The 19,804-nt window shown below is 48.8% G+C and carries 22 protein-coding genes and 1 pseudogene; 8 read left to right on the top strand and 15 right to left on the bottom strand.

The annotated features are described in order from the left end of the window. Positions 1 to 14 precede the first annotated feature (14 nt). The 8 genes from JSQ97_RS08500 to JSQ97_RS08465 all read right to left on the bottom strand — a co-directional run bounded on the left by JSQ97_RS08500 (position 15) and on the right by JSQ97_RS08465 (position 9,235). The gene (locus JSQ97_RS08500) at positions 15 to 857 is read right to left on the bottom strand and encodes an L-ribulose-5-phosphate 3-epimerase (RefSeq protein ID WP_205075652.1); all 843 of its coding nucleotides are present in this window, start codon (positions 855 to 857) and stop codon (positions 15 to 17) included. Between the two features lie 27 nt (positions 858 to 884). Continuing rightward, positions 885 to 2,381 carry an FGGY-family carbohydrate kinase gene (locus JSQ97_RS08495; protein WP_205075651.1) on the bottom strand — a complete coding sequence of 499 codons (1,497 nt, stop codon included), beginning with the start codon at positions 2,379 to 2,381 and terminating at the stop codon, positions 885 to 887. A gap of 81 nt (positions 2,382 to 2,462) precedes the next feature. Continuing rightward, complete coding sequence (locus JSQ97_RS08490; protein ID WP_205075650.1) at positions 2,463 to 3,473, bottom strand: autoinducer 2 ABC transporter substrate-binding protein; 1,011 nt, start codon at positions 3,471 to 3,473, stop codon at positions 2,463 to 2,465. A 309-nt stretch (positions 3,474 to 3,782) separates the two neighbouring features. After that, positions 3,783 to 4,778, bottom strand: coding sequence for an ABC transporter permease (locus JSQ97_RS08485; protein WP_205075649.1), 996 nt, complete (start codon positions 4,776 to 4,778; stop codon positions 3,783 to 3,785). Positions 4,779 to 4,782: 4 nt separating this feature from the next. Further along, the gene (locus JSQ97_RS08480; RefSeq protein WP_205075648.1) at positions 4,783 to 5,787 is read right to left on the bottom strand and encodes an ABC transporter permease; all 1,005 of its coding nucleotides are present in this window, start codon (positions 5,785 to 5,787) and stop codon (positions 4,783 to 4,785) included. Positions 5,788 to 5,800: 13 nt separating this feature from the next. Beyond that, on the bottom strand, positions 5,801 to 7,288 hold the full coding sequence (locus JSQ97_RS08475) for a sugar ABC transporter ATP-binding protein (RefSeq protein ID WP_205075647.1): 1,488 nt from the start codon (positions 7,286 to 7,288) through the stop codon (positions 5,801 to 5,803). Between the two features lie 42 nt (positions 7,289 to 7,330). Next, positions 7,331 to 8,590, bottom strand: a complete 1,260-nt coding sequence (locus tag JSQ97_RS08470; RefSeq protein WP_205075646.1) for an L-rhamnose isomerase — start codon at positions 8,588 to 8,590, stop codon at positions 7,331 to 7,333. A 78-nt stretch (positions 8,591 to 8,668) separates the two neighbouring features. Further along, a complete protein-coding gene (locus JSQ97_RS08465; RefSeq protein ID WP_239447056.1) occupies positions 8,669 to 9,235 on the bottom strand; it encodes a 2'-5' RNA ligase family protein in 567 nt (188 codons plus the stop codon). Positions 9,236 to 9,378: 143 nt separating this feature from the next. Between JSQ97_RS08465 and JSQ97_RS08460 the strand changes: the two genes are divergently transcribed. Together JSQ97_RS08460 and JSQ97_RS08455 are read left to right on the top strand one after the other, a co-directional pair. Further along, positions 9,379 to 9,693 (top strand): BrnT family toxin, encoded by a 315-nt coding sequence (locus JSQ97_RS08460; RefSeq protein ID WP_205075644.1) that lies wholly within the window; start codon positions 9,379 to 9,381, stop codon positions 9,691 to 9,693. Continuing rightward, positions 9,659 to 9,922, top strand: a complete 264-nt coding sequence (locus JSQ97_RS08455; protein ID WP_021330727.1) for a BrnA antitoxin family protein — start codon at positions 9,659 to 9,661, stop codon at positions 9,920 to 9,922. Before JSQ97_RS08460 ends, JSQ97_RS08455 begins: the two co-directional genes overlap by 35 nt. Positions 9,923 to 10,045: 123 nt before the next feature. Here the strand turns inward: JSQ97_RS08455 and JSQ97_RS12940 are convergent, their stop codons facing one another. Beyond that, positions 10,046 to 10,282: a hypothetical protein gene (locus JSQ97_RS12940; RefSeq protein WP_239447050.1), complete on the bottom strand. Its 237-nt coding sequence runs from the start codon at positions 10,280 to 10,282 to the stop codon at positions 10,046 to 10,048. 57 nt (positions 10,283 to 10,339) lie between these two features. Beyond that, complete coding sequence (locus tag JSQ97_RS08445) at positions 10,340 to 10,699, bottom strand: winged helix-turn-helix transcriptional regulator (RefSeq protein ID WP_239447049.1); 360 nt, start codon at positions 10,697 to 10,699, stop codon at positions 10,340 to 10,342. A gap of 143 nt (positions 10,700 to 10,842) precedes the next feature. Here JSQ97_RS08445 and pgk point away from each other — a divergent pair. Beyond that, positions 10,843 to 11,193, top strand: a pseudogene (gene pgk, locus JSQ97_RS08440) (phosphoglycerate kinase); the annotation flags it as partial. A gap of 38 nt (positions 11,194 to 11,231) precedes the next feature. Here the strand turns inward: pgk and JSQ97_RS08435 are convergent. From JSQ97_RS08435 to rpsT, 4 genes are all read right to left on the bottom strand, one after another. Then, positions 11,232 to 11,657 (bottom strand): bactofilin family protein, encoded by a 426-nt coding sequence (locus tag JSQ97_RS08435; protein WP_205075643.1) that lies wholly within the window; start codon positions 11,655 to 11,657, stop codon positions 11,232 to 11,234. Next, positions 11,657 to 13,279 (bottom strand): apolipoprotein N-acyltransferase, encoded by a 1,623-nt coding sequence (gene lnt / locus JSQ97_RS08430; protein WP_205075642.1) that lies wholly within the window; start codon positions 13,277 to 13,279, stop codon positions 11,657 to 11,659. The genes JSQ97_RS08435 and lnt overlap by 1 nt, the downstream gene beginning before the upstream one ends. Next, the gene (locus tag JSQ97_RS08425; protein ID WP_205075641.1) at positions 13,276 to 13,593 is read right to left on the bottom strand and encodes an HU family DNA-binding protein; all 318 of its coding nucleotides are present in this window, start codon (positions 13,591 to 13,593) and stop codon (positions 13,276 to 13,278) included. Before JSQ97_RS08425 ends, lnt begins: the two co-directional genes overlap by 4 nt. An 85-nt stretch (positions 13,594 to 13,678) precedes the next feature. Continuing rightward, the gene (rpsT, locus tag JSQ97_RS08420; RefSeq protein WP_205075640.1) at positions 13,679 to 13,972 is read right to left on the bottom strand and encodes a 30S ribosomal protein S20; all 294 of its coding nucleotides are present in this window, start codon (positions 13,970 to 13,972) and stop codon (positions 13,679 to 13,681) included. A 262-nt stretch (positions 13,973 to 14,234) separates the two neighbouring features. Here rpsT and rpmB point away from each other — a divergent pair, with 262 nt between their 5' ends. Next, positions 14,235 to 14,489 carry a 50S ribosomal protein L28 gene (gene rpmB / locus JSQ97_RS08415; RefSeq protein ID WP_205075639.1) on the top strand — a complete coding sequence of 85 codons (255 nt, stop codon included), beginning with the start codon at positions 14,235 to 14,237 and terminating at the stop codon, positions 14,487 to 14,489. Between the two features lie 207 nt (positions 14,490 to 14,696). Here rpmB and JSQ97_RS08410 read toward each other — a convergent pair whose 3' ends face one another. After that, positions 14,697 to 15,620 carry an MBL fold metallo-hydrolase gene (locus tag JSQ97_RS08410; RefSeq protein WP_205075638.1) on the bottom strand — a complete coding sequence of 308 codons (924 nt, stop codon included), beginning with the start codon at positions 15,618 to 15,620 and terminating at the stop codon, positions 14,697 to 14,699. 138 nt (positions 15,621 to 15,758) lie between these two features. On the opposite strand from JSQ97_RS08410, the gene prs reads away from it, so the two are divergent. The 4 genes from prs to JSQ97_RS08390 are packed head-to-tail and all read left to right on the top strand — an operon-like array spanning position 15,759 to position 19,799. Then, entirely contained in the window at positions 15,759 to 17,018 is a 1,260-nt protein-coding gene (gene prs / locus JSQ97_RS08405) for a ribose-phosphate diphosphokinase (RefSeq protein WP_205075637.1), read from the top strand. Then, the gene (locus JSQ97_RS08400; RefSeq protein WP_205075636.1) at positions 17,015 to 18,238 is read left to right on the top strand and encodes an FGGY family carbohydrate kinase; all 1,224 of its coding nucleotides are present in this window, start codon (positions 17,015 to 17,017) and stop codon (positions 18,236 to 18,238) included. The genes prs and JSQ97_RS08400 overlap by 4 nt, the downstream gene beginning before the upstream one ends. Beyond that, entirely contained in the window at positions 18,235 to 18,888 is a 654-nt protein-coding gene (locus JSQ97_RS08395; RefSeq protein ID WP_205075635.1) for an HAD family hydrolase, read from the top strand. The genes JSQ97_RS08400 and JSQ97_RS08395 overlap by 4 nt, the downstream gene beginning before the upstream one ends. Positions 18,889 to 18,944: 56 nt before the next feature. Continuing rightward, a complete protein-coding gene (locus JSQ97_RS08390) occupies positions 18,945 to 19,799 on the top strand; it encodes an MBL fold metallo-hydrolase (RefSeq protein ID WP_239447046.1) in 855 nt (284 codons plus the stop codon). Positions 19,800 to 19,804: the final 5 nt, after the last annotated feature.

Genomic DNA, 19,804 nt, shown 5'->3' with positions numbered 1-19,804 from the left:
TGCCGCCGTTTTTCTTACATGCCGGCAAAGCCGTCGAGAATTTTTCGTGCAAACGAACTTGCGCCGTTTACCGCCTGCTTCCAATCGTCGTTTCCCGTATACCATAATTCCGTTACATAGCGCCTCACGCCGAGCTGCCATAATTTTTTCAGTATACGTTCAAAATCGACGACGCCGGTACCGAAAGGAACTTCACGATATTTTCCGGGCATCGTTTCTTTGATGTGTGCTGCGACGATATGTCCTTTTCCTTTTTCCATGTCGGCGAGGATATCGCTCTTATACAAGAGAGCCGCATTGTTGAGATTTCCGATATCGGGATAGACACCGAGGTAGGGAGATGCGATCGGCAAAATACGGCGCATCGCTTTTTCCATCGTATCCATAAAAGGCGTTTCCATCGTTTCGAATGCGAGTATGATGCCTTCTTTTGCGGCGACAGCCGTACCGAGTGCGAGGTTTTTGCGGAAACGCTTTTCCGTTTCTTCCGTCGATTGCGCATAATACGTGTCGTACCCTGCCATCTGTATAACAGGGATCCCGGCGATTCGCGCAAAGCGTATCGCTTTTTCGAGTATCTCGAGGCTTTTCGTTTCGTCTTTATCGCCGAGCGCATACCGCCGTTGCCCGCTTAAACAGATCGAACCGAAACTCATCGATTCGCCGTATGCGACGGATACGACATCCCGTATCTGTGCATCGCTCCAATCGAGCCGCGCAAGTTTTTCATCCGTTTCGTCGATACTTATCTCGATGTAATCGTAACCGGCGCTTTTCGCTACCTGAATTTTTTCTTTCCAACCGATGTCTTTCGGCATCGCTTTTTCGTACAATCCGATTTTATACATTCTATCCATAGCGTTTTCCTTATCGCGAGGCACTGTTCAATCGGCGTTCCAATACCGTTCAAGTCCTTGATAAAATTTTTTATAGGCAGAAAATTTTTTCCGATAAATTGCAGTTTTGTCGCTGCGCGGCAGAACGGTGGTATCTATATGCGTCATAGTTCGAGATGCGCTTGCTATCGTGTCGTTATCTCCGCAGACGACGGATGCCGCCATTGCAGCGCCGAGCGCACCGAGTTCCCGCGCTTTGACCGCTTCGATGGGATACCCCGTTACATCGGCAAACATCTGCGTCCATACGGCGGAATTGGCTGCGCCCCCTGCAAGGCGGATCGAAGCGAAATCGCGCTTGTTATGCAAAAGCTTTTCTATATGCACCATGTGGCTGAATACGATGCCTTCGAATACCGCGCGTATAAAATGCGCTTGCGTGTGATGACTGTCGACACCGATAAAACAGGCTTTTGAATCGGGGTTATAATTCGATCCGTATATAAACGGTAAAAATATGATATCCTGATCTTCCGGTTCAATCGATGCGACAAGATCGTCGCAGTATGCGTATATGCTTTTGCCTTGTGCACTCAGCGCATTTTTTTCGTTTTGCAAAAACCGTGCGATATACCATTCGAGATTTCCCGCCGACGTTGCACTGCTTTCTTCCAATAAATAATAATCGTCGATACAGTAGTTCGAATTCATCATAATACTGCGGTTTACGATCGGTTGTTTTGCAATATATTCGTTTATGCTCCATGTTCCCGCTATACAGCAAATATTGTTCGGATCGACGACATTCATTGCGATCGAACATGCGTCTATATCGAACATACCTCCTGCAACGGGAATTCCTTCGGGGAGCAACGTCAGTTTTGAAACATCCGATGTTATATAACCGCACACATCCGTCGATTTTTTCAGAGGCGGGAGTGCAGCTTCCGTTTCACCTATACCGAACCAATCGAGAATTTCTTTATTAAATTTTCCGGCGCTTACGTCAAGCAGGTTTGAACCGGAATAGTCGGTTATTTCGGCGAAAGCTTTCCCCGTAAGACGGTAGCGAATAAAATCTTTTACCGCAAAAATCCATCCTGCCGCGTCATAAGATTTTCGTTCGTATTGTTTGAGCCATGCGAGCAATGCAACCGGTTGGCAGGCGAGTATATTTTGATAATTTCGTTTGAAAACTTTTTCCGCCGTTCCGTCGCGCTGCCATTGACGTACGATAGCTCCCGCTCGCCCGTCTGTAGAAACGATACCGTTTCTCACCGGCGATCCGTCTTTTCTGCAAAGGTACAATCCTTTGCCGTGCCCGCATCCCGCGACGGCCTTTATAGCGGACGGATCTATGTTCGATTTTTCAATCGCTTCTCTGATACACTCGACGTTTGCATGCCACAGCGCATCCATATCCCGTTCCGTTTGCTGAGCACAAGGTGTAATCATTGTAAGCAGACGATGGGCACAAGCGATCTCGTTTCCTTGCGAGTCAAAAAGTACGGCTTTGCAGGATGTGCCGCCGTTATCGATTCCCATGTAGTATGAATTCATTTTTCTCAAATAGACACTGCGTAAAAAGATACGGGGCGAATCGAAACGATCCGCCCCGCGAAAAAACTAGAATGCGAAGTTTTTATAGTTTTCTTTCAAAAAATCACTCGGCGGTCCCATGATGATCGTTCTGCCGTCCGAAAGAACGGTGATCTTTCCGACATTCGGCACATCCATACCGTCGGTCGGTTTTTGCCCCTTGAGCGCATTGTATGCGACGCATACCGTAAGGTAACCGAGTTTGGCCGGATCCCACAGCGTTGCAGTTTTAAGCGAGCCGTCTTCAAGGTACGGGCCGCTGTCGGTCGGAAGTGCGCTTCCGACAACGGCGACTTTATTTTGCATCCCTTTTTCCTGTACCGCCTGCGCAGCGCCGATCGGAGCCGGAGTTGAAACGCAGACCAGACCTTTGAGATTGGGGTAGGCTTTGATAAGGTCAAGCGTTTTTTGATAGGCGAGCTGCTGTTTTTCATCGGTCGGAACACGATCCGTTACCAGGTGGAGATTCGGATACTTTGTCTTTGCGTATGCAAGTCCGTAATCGAGCCACGAATTCAAATTGGCTGCGGAAAGTCCGCCGGTGAGAATCGCATAGTCGCCGCTCGTTCCCATGTATTTGACAAGCAGATCCCAGTTGTGTTCGCCGAACTGTTTGTCATCGATCTGATGAACGGAATAGTCGACTACCGACGGATCCGCGGGGGTATCCCAGTCGAGCACTAAAATCCCTGCTCGTTTCGCTTTCATCAAAACGGGCGTTAATGCCTGAGCGTTGTTCGGTGCAACACAGATCGCATCGACACCTTTCGTGATCAGATCTTCGAGCATCCTCACCTGATCCGCAGCATCAGCCGTCGTAGGTCCGGTGTAGTTGACGGTGATACCCAAATCTTTTCCGGCCTGTACGGCACCTTTTTCCGAAGCATTGAAGTACGGAATACCGACGAGCTTCGGCATAACGACGATCGTTATGTCTTTTTTTCCGCTGCCGGATGAAGAAGACTGCTCGTTTGCACCCATGGCAAAGAGAGCAGAACCGATCATGAGAACTCCAAGCACTGTAAGAATTCTTTTCATATATCCTCCCATAAAAGCTTTTGCAGGAAGTTTCAACTTCCGAAAAAGTTTTTAGTCGTGCGCGGGAGCGCACACGTTCAATAATCGAGTTTGCAAAATAGAGTGTATCATACGCATACGATTTTTATCAAAACGGTACGTAAACACACCTTCTGCAAACATCCGAGCAAACTTGAGATAAGAACGCTGCGATTTCGAGCAATGCACAGAAATCGCGAGTATCTCCCATAAAAGAAAAACGTTTCGGCGTTTTTCGTCTCCGGACTTTAGCGACGACGATATTTCAGACGGCGCTTTTTATCGTACCTCCTATTGCACGTTCCGTTTTTTTATCGATATGATAAAGTGTATCGTCAAAACGGCTATAAGCACAAGACCTGTGATAACGGTCGTTAGATATCGGTTCAATCCGAAGATATTCAGACCGCTCGAAATGACCTGCAAAATCAAAACCGCTATGATAGTCCCCGCAACTTTCCCCGAACCGCCGTTTATATCGGTACCCCCTAAAACACAGGCGGCAACGGATTGCAGTAAGTACGACGACCCGTACGATTCTTTTGCGGAGTTGTAACGGCTCGCCATTATCATCGCAGCGATGCCGGCAAGGATACCGCCGATAAGATATGTTTTTATCAATACCCGCTTTACCCGTATGCCCGAATATCTTGCGGCGATCGGATTACAGCCGATTATCTCTATCGATTTGCCGAGCTTGCTCCGTTCAAGCAGCAGCCAGCAAAATACGACAACGATAAAGAATATCCACATCGGGATAGGAATTTTTAAAAACGTTGAATTGCCTATCGCGATGAATATCATCGGAAATCCCGATATGGCTCCTCCGTGGGTGATATTGAGACAGATGCCTTCAAACAGTGTCGACGAACCGAGCGTCGCGATCATCGGCGTGACGCCGAAAAGCGCGATGATCCAGCCGTTGAATAACCCGCAGAGAGCGGCGATACCAAACATAGTTGCAATGCCGACGGTAACGGCGAGCAGTGCGCCGTGGTTTGCCGTGTATAGATTCGACATAACGAGTCCGCCGATAATCATTCCCAATGCCGCCGAAAAAGTCAGCGAAAGATTCATACCGCCTGTCATGATGACGAGCATCATCGACAATGCGAGGATACCGAATTCGGGAATCTGATACGCCATCGATTCCATATTGATGGGACTTAAGAATTTCCCCGGCGATAATACCGACATAAGCGCAAAGACAAACAGAAAAATAATAAACAGCGTTCCTTCGGATGTTTTAAAGAATTTACGTATCGATGTTTTTATGTTGTTTTTCATGCCGTCACTCCACATCAACTTTTACTTTCGTTTTTTCAGCTTTGTTTTTTTGATACATATCGATGCAGACGGATGCGATAATGATTAAGCCGATAATAATTTTTTGCCAAAACGTCGGTATATGCATAAGGATCATGCCGTTGTTTATGACACAAAAAAGCGCGACTCCGATCACGGTCCCCAATACCGAACCGTAACCGCCCATCGTACTTGCGCCTCCGAGTACAACGGCGGCGATCACTTGCATTTCAAAACCTGCAAACGCATTCGGATCCACTTGCCGCATGATCGACGTATGCACGACGGCGGCAAGGCCGATAAACAGACCTTCGATGCCGTAAACGAAAAGCAATATTTTTGTCGGATTAAAGCCGACACGAGACGCGCCTTCGAGATTTCCGCCGATTGCATAGATACCTCTGCCCACCAAAGTTTTACGCAGGATAAACCATGTCAAAAAGACGACCGCAGCCAAAAACAAGGCCTGCATCGGAAGACCGATTATCCGTCCGTCGCTCGTCGTAATCGGAAAAAACTTTATATCGCCGAAGTTAATAAAATTTTGCGGTATGCCGGTGATCCAGTTCCCGTTCGTTATGTAGAGATTTATACCCAGTATGATGCTCATCGTTCCGAGCGTAGCGACTATCGGCGGAATTTTTATCTTTGCGACGAGCAGTCCGTTGATAAGACCGAGCGCGAGCCCGAAGGCGCATGAAAGCACAGCGGTTACGAAAATATTTGAAGTAAAGTGGATAAGCGAATTCCCTGCAAAAATCGTAACCGATGCGACGATTGAAGAACAGGCGACATCGATACCGCCGGTAAGCATGACCATGAGCATCCCCATGGCCATTATCGCAAGTACGAGATTGCTTTTCAGCAAATCGAGAAAATTTTCCACGCTGAAAAACGTCGGATTTATGATACCGATTATTACGGAGAGAACGACCAGTACCGTAAGGATCGGAAATTCCTGCATTTTAATAATTTTTTTTATCACTGTCATTGTAGTGTACCGCCTAAAATGCCAAGTTCATAATATACTCTTGTGTTAGACCCTCACACGGCAATATCTTTTGAATTTTTCCGTGCCGAACGACGGCAACTCTGTCGCAAATCGAAAGGATTTCCGGCAGTTCCGAAGATATGACGATGATGCCCAAGCCCGATTTTGCAAGATTGTACAACAGTTCGTGTATTTCCGCTTTTGCGCCGATGTCGATACCGTTTGTCGGCTCGTCAACGATAAGCACTTTCGGTTCGGTTGCAAGCCATTTTGCGATAACGATACGCTGTTTGTTACCTCCCGAATATTTTCCCGCTTCCATATCGAGGTAATTCGGTTTTATTTCGAGCGTTTTCATCCAGTGTTCGGCGAGGTCGTGCTTTTTTTTCATATCGAGCAGACCGAAGCGATGTGAAAGTTTATCCAACACGGTAACGGTGATATTGTCTTCCGATGTTTTTCGCAATACGAGACCTTCGCGAAGTCTGTTTTCGGGGACAAATGCGATGCCCTGTTTGACAGCTTCATTCGGATGCCGTATGTTTATCTCTTTTCCGTCAAGAAGAACACACCCGCTGTCCGGTTCGTTGAGCCCGAATAATGAGGAAACGATTTCCGTACGTCCCGCTCCGACAAGCCCCGTCAGACCGAATATTTCACCTTTATTGAGCGTAAACGAAATATCTTTAAAATTTCCTTTCTTTGAAAGCGATCTGACTTCGAGCAGCGGTTCGTTGCATTTCCGTTTATCGTAAATCTTATATTCGATTTTTCGTCCGACCATCAACGCGATGAGCTTATCGTTCGTGAGTTCGTCTTTATTGTACGTACCGATACATTGTCCGTCGCGCAAGACGGTAAAGCGATCGGCAACGGCAAAAAGTTCATCCAGCTTATGGCTGATAAACAACATCGAAATACCTTTCGCTTTCAACGACTGCATGATGCGAAACAGATTTTTGACGTCGTCGGAAGAAAGAGCGCTTGTCGGTTCATCGAGAATGAGCAGTTTTGCGTCATTGACGATAGCACACGCGATCGCGACGAGCTGCTGTTTGGCAACGGACAGCTCTGAAATTTTTACGCGGATATCGATATTTTTTACGCCGAGTTGTACGAGAGCCTGCTCGGCGATCTTTGCCATCTCTTTCCAGTTGATGATCTTTTCGTTCTTTTTAACACATAATCCGAGCGCAATGTTTTCCATAACGCTTAGATTCGGAAAGAGAGAAAAATCCTGATAGATAACGACGATACCTTCTTTCAATGATTGTATCGGCGTCAGATTATCGAGGCGGTGACCGTTCATAGCGATCGTTCCGCCGCTTTCGGGTTTATTGATACCCGAAAGCACTTTTATCAATGTCGATTTTCCGGCTCCGTTTTCGCCGATCAGCGCATGGATTTCGGCTTTATCTACGGAAAAACTGATATCCTGCAATGCTTTTACACCGGGGAAAAATTTTGAAATATGTTGAATTTCAAGTAATGGCTTACTCATTTTATTCCTTAAATTGTTAATGATGCACGTATCAAGCCGACGTCAACTTCGTTTGGAAGTTACTTCCCGTTCGTATTCGTCGACGGCTTTACATATTTCCGTGTCGGAAGGAACACCGCATACTTCGCAATACCGATCCCAAACGGCGCCGTACGGCATCGTTTTCAGTTGTTCGTTGAGTGCAAGGCGTGCAAAATAATTTCCTTCATCTTCATATTTAATAAGCTGTGTTACGGGTTCGAGCAGTGCGTACAAAAACGCTTTTTCCGTCGCACGCGAACCGAGTACCCATGCTCCGATTCTGTTGATGGAGCCGTCAAAATAATCGGTACCGATGTGGATCTTATCGAGTTTTCCCGTCCGGATTATTTCCTCCGCCATCATTCGCATATCGTCGTTAAAAACGATGACGTGATCGGAGTCCCATCTGACGCCCCGTGATAAGTGCAGCAGTATTTCGGGAACAAAGAGCAACACGGACGAGAGCTTGTCCGAAACGTTTTCCGTAGGGTGATAGTGTCCCATATCGATCGTAAGCAGGCAGTTTCTGCTCATCGCATAGCCCATGTAAAATTCATGAGAGCCGACGACGTAACTTTCGGTTCCGATGCCGAATACTTTCGATTCTACGGAATCTTTTAAATATTCCGTCGGTATCTTTTGCGAGAGTATATCGTCGAGCGATTGTAAAAGAATTTTTCGATACCCTTGCCGATCGGCAGGTATGTCTTTCATGCCGTCGGCGATCCAGATATTGTGAATACAGGGGCTGCCTTGTTCTTTGCCGAAATATGCGCCTATCGTACGGCAGCGTTTTGTGTGCTCTATCCAAAAGTCGCGAATACCCTTATCTTTTGAAGCAAGCGTCATGCCGTTCGCTTTCGGATGTGAAAAAATTGTCGCATTAAAATCGAGCGGTATTTTTTTTGCCTTTGCCCATGTAAGCCAGCTTTTAAAGTGTGCGGGTTCCAGCGCGTCCCGATCAACCGGCTTCGTATCGGAAAAATCGGCATAGCTTGCATGTAAATTTAAACGATAACTGCCCGGCGTAAGCGTAAACACTTTTTCGATATCTTGGCGCAATTCCGCAATGGAACGGGCTTTGCCGGGATAATTGCCGGTTACTTGAATACCGCCGCCGTTCAGTACCGCGCCTGCTTTTTCAAATCCGCCTACATCATCGCCTTGCCAGCAATGAAGCGAGAGCGGTATGCTGCGGAGCCGTTCGATAACGCGGTCGGTATCGACGCCAAGCGACGCATATTGTTCACGTGCATCGTCATATCGTTCTTTTGTATTCATTAATTACGACCTGAAAATTGGAATAGGGAAAGTATATACTGCGGGTTAATGATAATACCACTACAAAAAAATCAATAGTTAGTACAATTCCGTCATCGCAAATGTTTCGCGTTCCGTCCATGTTCCGCCTCTCATGGCAAAGAGCGTTATCGATCGTACGTCGAAACTTTCGTGCAGATCGAGCGAATCGAAATACGAAAGCGCATCTTCGATCGCGCCGGGCGGTATGTCGCGGTTCGCAAGGGTGATATGCGGTACAAAAGTTCGCGCATCTCGCTTTGCCGTTCCCGGGCATTTTGCTAAAAGGGAATCGTAGACGAGAGTGCGGAGAGCCGTCCATTCGCTTGACTGCTCGACGTGTGCAAAGATCGTCCGCGAAGAAAAGGCTCCGAAACCGTTTACCGCGCAGCAAAGCGTTTTGTTTTTTGCGCCCCATGCGGATGCCGCTTCGGCGAGCGCTTCGAACAGATTGCGTTCGGAAAAGTTTTCGTCGAGGTAAAACGGCGGCACAAGCGTTATATGCAGGGGTGTGCCCTGTCCGCTTTTGCAGCCGCAGCGCGCTCTCATCCAAGCGCGGCACGCTTCAAGCGGAACGAGGAGGTTTTCGGGAATGAGCACGCCGATAAAATGCGTTTGTCGAATCATCACATATACGGTATAACGTATTTTTATAAATGCGGATAGTACCGGAGATTCGTGTACAGGACAATGGTACTTAAAAATATGGCAAACGTTTAAAGTATTGACAGAAATGTAATACAATTATATATTATATAGCAGAGGAGAGCATGACGGTAACCAAGGGTCGATTTGAATGGGATAGTGAAAAAGATCGAATAAATAAAGAAAAACACGGATTGACTTTTGAAGAAGCGTCTGAAATTTTTAAGGATCCGAATTCGATTGAATTTTATGACAATAAGAATTCGATGATAGACGAGGACAGATATATCGTTTTGGGTGATATCGGGAGCGCTATTATTTGTGTTGTCGTTTATGTCGATAGGCGAGAAAAAATACGGATTGTGTCTGCACGGCCGGCCGTATCGAAAGAGGAGATAAAATATTATGGCAATATCCAAAAAACGCTCGGAAGAAATTAAAAAATTTAAGAATAAAGATTTTTCAGATTGCCCCAAACTGACGAATGCGCAGCTCAAGCAAATGAAGCCCTGCCATCTTTTAGACCGTGATTTATGGAAGCCGCAAAAAAAAGTTATGAGCATCAGGATTGACGTCGATGTGCTGGAAAATTTGAAAAAGAACGGTAAAGGCTGGCAAACGAAATTAAACTCGTTTTTGCGTACAGCCGTTTCGAAAGGGCTTATTTAAAAAGCGCCGAAACCGTTTACCGCGCAGCAAAGCTTGAAGCCGCCGGATTTTCCGTAGACTTTACGTATCCGTGGGATAAAGTGCATTCGGGCGATTACGATCTCGCAGAGCTCTTTGCGTGGATCACGGCTGTTTGCCGCTGATGCAGGGGAAAGAAGCGAGGAGCTTTTCCGTTTCGGAAAGAGACGTCAATGCGGGGATCGCGCCGTATCGCGATACGCAGAGCGTTGCGGCGGCTGCGACATTTACCGTAGCTCCTCCGGGATTTTCTTCAAACAACGTTCTGCCGTTTTGCGACTTGCCTGCAGGCGTAAAGTCGATCAATATTTCCCCGAGCGCCGTAATATCGAATTTTTTCATAATTTCTCCCATCGCGTCAAACAGAGGTGCGTATTCGGCTTTTTTCCCGCCGGGCATTCAGCTTTGCATTTTATGTAATTCGGCGATATAACTCAAACCGAAAATCTCAATCTCGTCTAACACTTTTTGAAATTTAGTTCCCAATTTACTTAAAGAGTATTCAACATGAGGCGGGACTTCGGCAAAGACTTTTCGGTCGATCAGTTTATCTTTTTCAAGCTGACGCAGCTGTCTTGTTAAAACTGTTCGAGTTGTTGCAGGCATTACTCTTTGAAGTTCATTAAACCTTTTTGTACCCGTACTCAGATGATATAAAATTATAATCGCCCATTTTCCTTGCAATACTCTTTGCGTAGTAGCGATAAGCTCAATGATCCGGGTATTGATCTGTTCAAAATAGAAAACGGTAAGATACAAGAAGTATGGACTTTTGCCGAACAACAATCGGCAGAAGATACATTTTGGGGCTAAGTATGGAATTTTTCTGTGTTTATAGATAATTCATCATAGTCAAAAAATCGAATCGCAAAAAAATTCCAACCATTACAGCAGGAGACATTATGATTAAAACCGTAAAAGATGTCGATTTGAAAGATAAGCGCATCGTCATGAGAGTCGATTTCAACGTTCCGATGAAAGACGGCGTCGTTCAAGACGATACGCGCGTTATGGCGGCGCTGCCGACGATCAAATACATCCTTGAACAAAAGCCGCGGAGTCTCGTTTTGATGAGCCGCCTCGGCGATCCTGCAAAAGGCATAAAAAAAGCCGCCCAAAAAGCTGGAAAGCCGTTTACCGAAGAGGACAAAGAAAAATTCATCGCGGGTAAAAACCGCATGGCGCCCGTCGCCGCGTATTTGGAAAAAAAGCTCGGTACGTCCGTCGCGTTTGCGCCCAATGCGTCCGGTCAAAAACCCGCTCACCGCCGCGGAATATTCTTGTCGGCAAATCAGTAAATCGCGTCGGATTTCAGCGCGAGCGCGTCTTTGTATTCGGAAGATGCGACGGAAAACAGATCGATGTCCGGCTCTTTATCGAGCATCGTAACCTGCCCTTCAAAATTGACGTCGCTTGCAATGCGAAGACGAGCTGTCGTTATATCGCCGGTAACGCTGCTGCCGCTGCATATTTCAACGCGCTCGGATGCTTCGAGGTTTCCGGTAACGCTTCCCGACACGATGATCGAGCGCGCCGTAATCGTCTCGCCGGTGCATACCGCGTCCTTTGCGATTTCCAAGTCTCCGCTCGCTTTTATCTTTCCGTTGAATTTTCCGGTGATGATAAGCTTATCCGAAAATTCGAGTTCACCGTCGAACTCCGTCTCGGGGCCGAATACCGTCACATTGATTTTTTCGTCGTCGTGTTTTTCCGCCATTATATCCTACTTCGTTTTCCGTTTAAAATAATGCATACGATGCACATGAGCAAAGCCGCCGCGACAAAAAAAATCGCAAGGGCATCACCGGTTTTATTATACAGCGTTTTTCCCGCAGTGTCATCCGCGGCGGGCATCATGCCGGTTAAATACGTTTCGGTAAACGGCTCCGCTTCGAGCAAAATCTTTCCGGTGCGGTCGACGATGCACGTCTGCCCAGAGGCGGTACTCCGAACAGCGGGCACGCGATTTTCGGCACATCGGAAAACCGCCATCGCAAGGTGCTGATTTTGGCAGCTCAGGCTTTTCGACCACGCGTCGTTCGACATATTGACGAAAGCGCGCGCGCCGTTTGCGACAAAGCGGCGGCAGTCGTCGCCGAACGTATCTTCAAAGCAGATCGGCACGGAAAACGAAATTCCCGCAGCGTGAAAAACGGTGCGCACGCTTCCTTTCGCCCATAAATGCGTGTCCGCTTTTTCAAGCGCATCGTAAAGCCATGGAAGCCGTTTTGCAAAGGGTACCGTTTCCGTAAAGGGCACCAAGTGAATTTTCCGATAGATTTCCGGCTCCGGCGGTATGACGTTTTTTCCGGGCGTAAAGACGAAAGCGCTGTTGTAATCGTCGGTGCGGGTGCCGCCCGTATCCACGGAGTGAAAATTTCCGATCACGAATACGGCTTTTTTCCCGTCGATAAAGTGCAGCACCGAATTGATAAGGTCGAACCTTCTCCTGTCGAGCCGCTTGGTATAGTGCGTCAAAATCGACGGAACGACGGCCGTCTCCGGCCACACGACAAGCGCTATGTCGGGATCTTCCGAAAGCGCGCGCTCCGTCAGCGTCATAAGCGTTTTAACGTCACGTTCGTAAGAAATTATATCGCCCTGCCACGGATCGGTATTGTGCTGCACCGCACAAATTTTAATAAATTTTCCGTTTTCGTTTTTTTGCGAAAGGAGCGCGCCTCCGTATGCGGCGAATACGGCGAGCGCAAACGCCCAAAGCGCAATACCGAGCGCGCGCCGTCTTGCCGAGGCTCTGAAGCCTGCGATGTCTTTTGTTTCCGCTCCGATATACACGGCGTACAGCCACGCGGATGTAAAATCGATGAGAAAGCTAAGCGCCCACACGCCGAAAAGAGATGCGCTTTGGACGAGGAGGAGATTTTGCCACTGCGTATAGCCTGCAACCCCGTACGAAAATCCCGCAAAGCCCGTCGTTTTCAGGTATTCGTGCGAACAGAGGATGAGCCATTGGACGATCCACGCGTGACGTCCGCAAAACCTGTCGGCGATCTTTAAGCATAAAAAGAGCAGCGCGTACGAAATAAAATATTCGACGCTTATCGCTGCGGCGGCAACAACGTGAAAGGTCACGAGCCACGAAACGTACAAGCAATACGAAAGCGCTCCGTATACCCCGCCCCACAGCCACACCGTTTTAAAAGAGGAACGGCGGACGAGCATAAAGGCAGGAAAATACATCACCCATGCGACGAGTGGAATGCCTTTTGGAAAAATAAAACCGGGATTCGCAAGAGCGAACAAAACCGCACCCGCGAGCGTAAAAAGCGCATTGAAAAAAAAACGGTGCGAAAGAGAACGATTTTTCCCAAGCGTCATCGCTCGACCTGCTCTACTTTGAGATCCCACAGCGATTTTTTGAGTTCCTGTCCGGAGCGGAACGCGGCGACGTAGTGAGGATCGACGGAAAGCGTTTCACCTGTTTTCGGGTTCCGCGCAACGAATCTGCCCTTGCGCAAACGCGGCTCAAAAGTTCCGAATCCGCGCAGTTCGATCGTTGCTCCTCCGATAAGCGACTTTTTTATCTCCCCCAGAAAATTTTCCATGACCTCTTGAACGATGCGCCGTTCGCAATTCGTATTGCGATACACCGATTCGATAAGATCATATTTTGTTATTTTTTTCTGAGGCATAGGATTCCCGATACGGTGAAAAAAAGAACTCCGGCAGAAACCGCACTGACGGCTTCTTCCGGAATTTTTCGGAGACAGGCAATACTTATTTTGCAGTTGCTTCTGCAGGCGCAGCAAAGGTCACATTGAAAAGCTTTTTCATGCGGGACTTTTTGCGCGCGACGGTATTGTGTTTGAGAACACCCTTGCTGCGCGCGGAATCGAGTTCTTTTTGAACAAGATTATATAAATCTTCCGCCGTTTTTTGCTCTTTGCGCTGCACCGCTGCAACGAAATGTTTTACGGCCGTTTTGCACCGCGATTTGATCGCTTTATTATGAAGGCGGCGCGCTTCGCTCTGCTTAAATCTTTTTTCTGCAGACGTCTGTTTTTTTGCCAAAGGAGACCCCCAATTAATAACCTATCGTTAATATTTGTATAGTATCGAAGCGCCTCTCTTTAGTCAAGCGCGCGTTGACAGAAGCGTGTACAAGCTGCACAGTGACAGTACATTGACAATGCGATCAGTGAATCGAAACTTACCGTTATCGGCAAAGATCTCGCCAAAAGCTCGCCCAAGCTGCTGTTTACCTGTTGACAGAATTGCCTTTTTTCGATAGAGTGATAAAATATCGTACAATTCGGTAAAGGTAGGTACAAATATGTCCAGAACTTGTGATGTTTGCGGAAAATCGCTCATGTACGGTCACAAAGTAAGCAATTCATATAATCATACGAAACGCACGTGGCGGCCGAATCTCCACAAAGTAAAAGCGATCGTCGACGGAACGACGCGCACCATCAATATGTGTGCAAACTGCATCCGCTCGGACTATGTCGACAAAAAAGTGCGTCTTCCCAAAGACGTGCGCATGGCTCTCGCCGAACAGGATAAAAAAACCGCCGAAGCGCAATAGGGCATTTCAAAGTTACCTCTAAAAGCTGCAGTTTTTAGAGGTTCCCAATAGCGTTTGCCGTAGCCTTTTTATTGCAGTCTTACAAACCGCCTTTCGGGCGGTTTTTTATTTAAAAAACAGCAGCGACCGACGGAAACGTATTTACCAAAAGGGACACACGGAAGTTTTCCGATACCCGCCTCACGGACGTTTGTTTCCCGAACACCGCTACACATCGAGGACGAGACCGTCGTATGCGGGAAGCACCGAACCGCCCGCTTTTGCTATTTCCGACAAAACCGGAACCTCTTTCGTCCGCCGCATGCAGTATCGCGTTATATCGGCGTGGCTCATATCGTGACTCATGTGCGTAAGCCATGTATGGCGCGGCCTGATCTTTGCGGCGGTTTCCATCGCTTGAAAATACGAAAAATGCGTCGCGTGGGGCTTTTCGCGAAGGCCGTCTATGACCGCGTGTTCTATGGTTCCGCCGTATACGACGAGCGTTTCGACCGAGCTTTCGGGTATGCGGCTGCAGTCGGTGAGATAGGCGATCGAACGGAATAAAGCTCCGTCTCGGACGCTCAAAAGCCAGCCCGTCGTCTCAAGCTCACCGTGGAACATCGGGATCGGAATCGCGTGCACATCCCCTATGCGAAGCGGATGCTCTCCCGAAAAACGGGACGCGTTTATCAAATGCAGCTTCGGCTTTCCCCCGCCGATCTGCGTCGGTGTAAAGATATAATCGAATCGCTTTTGTATGCCCGAAATCGTATTTTCATCCGCATATACGGGAAGCCCCGCTCCCGGCGATTCATCCGTCTCCGCTCGATGCGTGCCGCGGAGCGCACCTTCGGATTTCGTATGGCTGTAGATGCGCAGGTCGTCGAGTCCCGCAATGTGGTCGGCATGGGCGTGCGTCAAAAGCACGGCGTCGAGAAAATCGATATGATGCGCGAGCGCCTGCATGCGAAACTCAGGCCCCGTATCGATGACGATGTGCGTTTCGCGCCCGTCGGCGTTTCGATGCGATATGTACGCGCTGCACCGAAAGCGCTTGTCTTTCGGGTCGCGCGAAGTACACACGCTGCAACGGCACGAAATCGCAGGTACGCCGTGACTCGTACCGGTGCCGGTTAAAATCATCCGCATACGGTCAGTATAGCGCCGATGCGCACGGGAAGCAATCGTCCTATGTGAACATCAAGGACAATCGTGCGATTGTCACATCGCAAAAAAAATGATAGTATGAAAACTACGCGCGAAATCGCGAAAGAGGGGTCTTGAATCATGCCGTATTCCGAACCGATGAACCTGGCCGTCGTTGCATGTCCGGGCGGAGAACGTTTCGCCGACGAAGTGATCACGCATCTGAAGCACATGTACAAGCATCGTTTTACGCTTAAAAACGATGTCATTTCAAAACGCTACGAACTGAATAAAGACGATCTTGTCAAAAAAATCAATTTCGAAAACGATATCGACGCGCCCGAACTCTACATCAAAGGCGATGTGACGAAATACCGCGCACCGTCTTTTAAAATTCCCGCGCGCTTTACGTTTTTTGCAAACGGCGAATTCAAAACCGAACTGCTCGAATCCATACGCGGAAAAGACGTCTATATCTTCCAAGACATAGAAAATCACGAAGAGCTTTCGCTGAACGACGGCACGAACAAAGCCGTTCTTTCCGTCAACGACCACGTCATGTCCATGCTCGTGACGATCGATGCGGTGCGGCAGGCGGGAGCGGCAGCCATTACGCTCGTCGTGCCCGCCTACCCCTACAGCCGCCAGCACAAAAAAAAGGGGCGCGAAGGGCTTACGGCGAGTATGCTCGGCCACATCTACGAATGGCTCGGCGTAACGCGGATCATTACGCTCGACATCCATTCACGCGAAATCGTCAATGCGTTCAGTTCCGTCAATCTCGAAAACCTGCACGCAAGTTATCAAATCATCCGCGAGCTGAGCAAGATCGTCGACTTGACCGGTGAAACGGAGGATTTAGTCGTCGTCTCCCCTGACACCGGCGCGATCGACAGAAACAAATTCTACGCGGTCGGATTAAAGCTGCCGCTTGCGATGATCTACAAAGAGCGCGATTATTCGGTCGTCACGCAAAACGCGAAAAACACGAACATCAAATCGATCAAACTGCTCGGCGACGTGCACGGCAAAGCCGCCTTTCTCGCCGACGATATGCTCGGTACCGGCGGTACGCTTTTAAAAGCGATGGGCTTTTTGAAAGAACAGGGTGCGACGAAAGTCATCGCCGCAATCAGTCTGCCCTTTTTTACCGGCAACGCGATCGACCTCTTCGACGAAGCGTACCGGCAGGGGCTTTTTTACCGCATTATCGGAACGAACGCCGTCTATCATGAAGCGCTGTGCAAACGGGAATGGTATATCAACACGAGCGTGAGCGGCCTCTTTGCAAACGTCATCATGCGCGTTCACTACAACCAGTCGCTGAGCAGTCTACTCGAAAACCGCAAGCTCATCGAAAAGATGGAAAAGCAGACGCAGCCGCTGCAGCCGAAAACATGACGAAAAAGACCGTACTCTCGGCCGACATCGGAACGACATCGCTGAAAGCCGCGCTGATCGACGCTGCGGGCAATGTCAAAGCGTTCGCAAAAGAAACGTTTGAAAGGCCGGATGAACGGTATATCGCACAAAAATGGTTTCCCGCCCTGTGCAGCGCTGCAAAAAAACTCATCAACGAAGTCGGAGAAGACGATATAGCGGCGATCGGTATTTCGGGAAATGGGCCGACGATCGTTTCCGAAGACGGGACGACGCTCTTGTGGAACGCCGACATAAAACCCGCGCCGATCGCGGGAACGAGCGCCGCACATTCGCTTTTTATCCCGCGCATCGCGGCGTTTCGCGAGCTCTTTCCCGCCGAATGGAACACTTCCCCGTATATCTATTCCGGGCCGGAATACCTCATCCGAAAACTCACCGGATCGAATTTGACGATTTTACCGGAAGCGCGCTACGAGAGCGCATATTGGACGCGCGAACAGCTCGAAGCGGCATCCCTGCCTGAAAGCAAACTCCCGCCCTATGTTCCGCTCTCAAGCGATGCGGGAGCGACGCACGATGAGGCGACGGCTGCTCTCGGCTTAAAAAAACCGGTACGTGTTTTTTGCGGGGGGCCGGATTTTATCGCCGCGATGATCGGAACGAACACCCTTGCCGTCGGAAAAATATACGACCGTGCGGGTTCCAGCGAAGGCATCAATATCTGCACACCCTTTCCGCTGCACGAAGAGAGGGTCCGCTCCCTGCCTTCCGTCATACCGGGTCTTTGGAACGCATCCATGCTGCAAACCGAAAGCGGACGCATGTTCGTCAACTATAAGACGATCGTCGAAGCGATCATGGAAAGAGAGTTTTCATACGAAGAGCTCATCGCCCACTGCCTCGAACACCCCGAAAGCGACGGCTTCGAAATCCTCGCGCTCATCGCAGAAAATCTGCACCGATCGTTTTCCGCCCTGCTTGCGGCAGCCGAAAAAAACAATATCCGCGTCATCCTTCCCGTCGTCGTAACCGGCGGTCAGACGAAAAACGAACAATGGATGCAGATGAAATGCGATTATGCGGGCATTCCGCTCGCGCTCACTGCCTGTCCCGACGCGGAGCTTATCGGAGACGCGGCGGCGGCCTTTACGGGATTGGGCGTGTACGGATCGCTCGAAGAAGCCGCTTCTTCTCTCGTAAAAATTATTAAAACCTATAAACCGCGGAGCGTTCTATGAAAATCTGCCGCTTGCCCGAAAAGATCAAAACGATCGTCTTCGACATCGATTCGACGCTGTACACGAACGAAACGTACGTATCTCATCAAAGCGAAGTTCAGCTCCGCCGTTTTGCAAAAGTACGCGGCATATCCGAAAGAGAAGCCCTGACGATCTTCGACGATTACCGAAGCGAATGGTCGAAAACGCACGGCGGGCAAAAAATCAGCGAAAGCAATACCTTTGCCGCTCTCGGCATCCCGATCGAAACGACCGTCGCGTGGAGGAACGAGCTCATCGAACCGGCAGATTTTTTATCGCGCGACGAAAAGCTTTTCGCGGTTTTGCAGACGCTTAAAAAGTCCTGCGCACTCGTCTGCGTCACGAACAATCCGATAGGTGTCGGATGCAAAACGCTTTGTGCGCTCGGCGTCGAAGGCTGCATCGAAACTGTCATCGGACTCGATACGTTCGGGAAATCGAAACCGGCGAAAGAACCGTTCGAAGAAGCCGCGCGCAGGACAGGCGCGAAAATCGAAGAATGCCTCAGCGTCGGCGACCGATACGATATCGATATCGCACTGCCGCTTGAAATGGGCATGGGAGGTATCCTCGTCGACGGTGTTTCCGACATGTACGAACTCGAGAAAGTGCTGTATCCGCACAAATAATTTTTTTCGGCGGACAAATTGTTTTTATTTCATTTACCGTGTATAATATAAAGAATATGAGGTCTATCGTGAAAATCAAAAAGCTTGAGCAGACAATCGAATTTACGAGCGACGGCAGCCTCCGTTTCTTTTTTATCGGAACGGGGAGCGCCTTTGCAAAAAAGTATTTTCAAAACAACGTGCTTATCATAAAGGGTAAAGATCACGTGCTCGTCGACTGCGGAGCCGTCTGCCCCTACGCGATGTACACCTATCATTCGTCCATCGCGTCCGTCAGAAATTTGCTCATCACGCATTCACACGCGGATCACATCGGCGGACTTGAAGAAGTGGCGCTCGTCGGACGCTACACGACAAAGATCCGGCCGAAGATGGTCATCACCGACCACTATAAAAAAATTTTATGGAACCAATCGCTCAAAGGAGGCTGCGCATACGGTGAATACACCGACGGCGCTTTTATGACCTTTGAAGATTATTTCGATCAGATAAAACCGCGGCAGATCGCGCGACGCCCGCGTCCTCTTTACGAGGCGAATGTCGGATCCATCAACATCAAACTCTACCGCACTCATCACGTGCCCGACAAAACCGGTTCGTGGCGCACATCGTTTTATTCGGTCGGCGTGCTCATCGACGATCGGATCCTCTTTCCGGGCGACACACAGTTCGACAGAGAGCTTCTCGACTGGATGTGCGGCAACTACGATATCGAATACATCTTTCACGATTGCCAATTTTTCCGCGGAGGTGTACACGCGTATTACGAAGACTTAAAAACGCTTCCGGCGGATATGAAAAAGAAAATGTCGTTGTGCCACTACGGCGATAACGTCGATCAATACGACGCGAAAAAAGACGGCTTTGCGGGATTCACGCAGCGTGGCGTCTATTACGATTTCGGAACATAATGCGT

The sequence above is a fragment of the Treponema sp. Marseille-Q4523 genome (assembly GCF_016901105.1).
In the GTDB taxonomy this organism is placed as follows: Bacteria; Spirochaetota; Spirochaetia; order Treponematales; family Treponemataceae; genus Treponema_D.
This window is presented reverse-complemented; position numbering and strand designations above follow the sequence as displayed.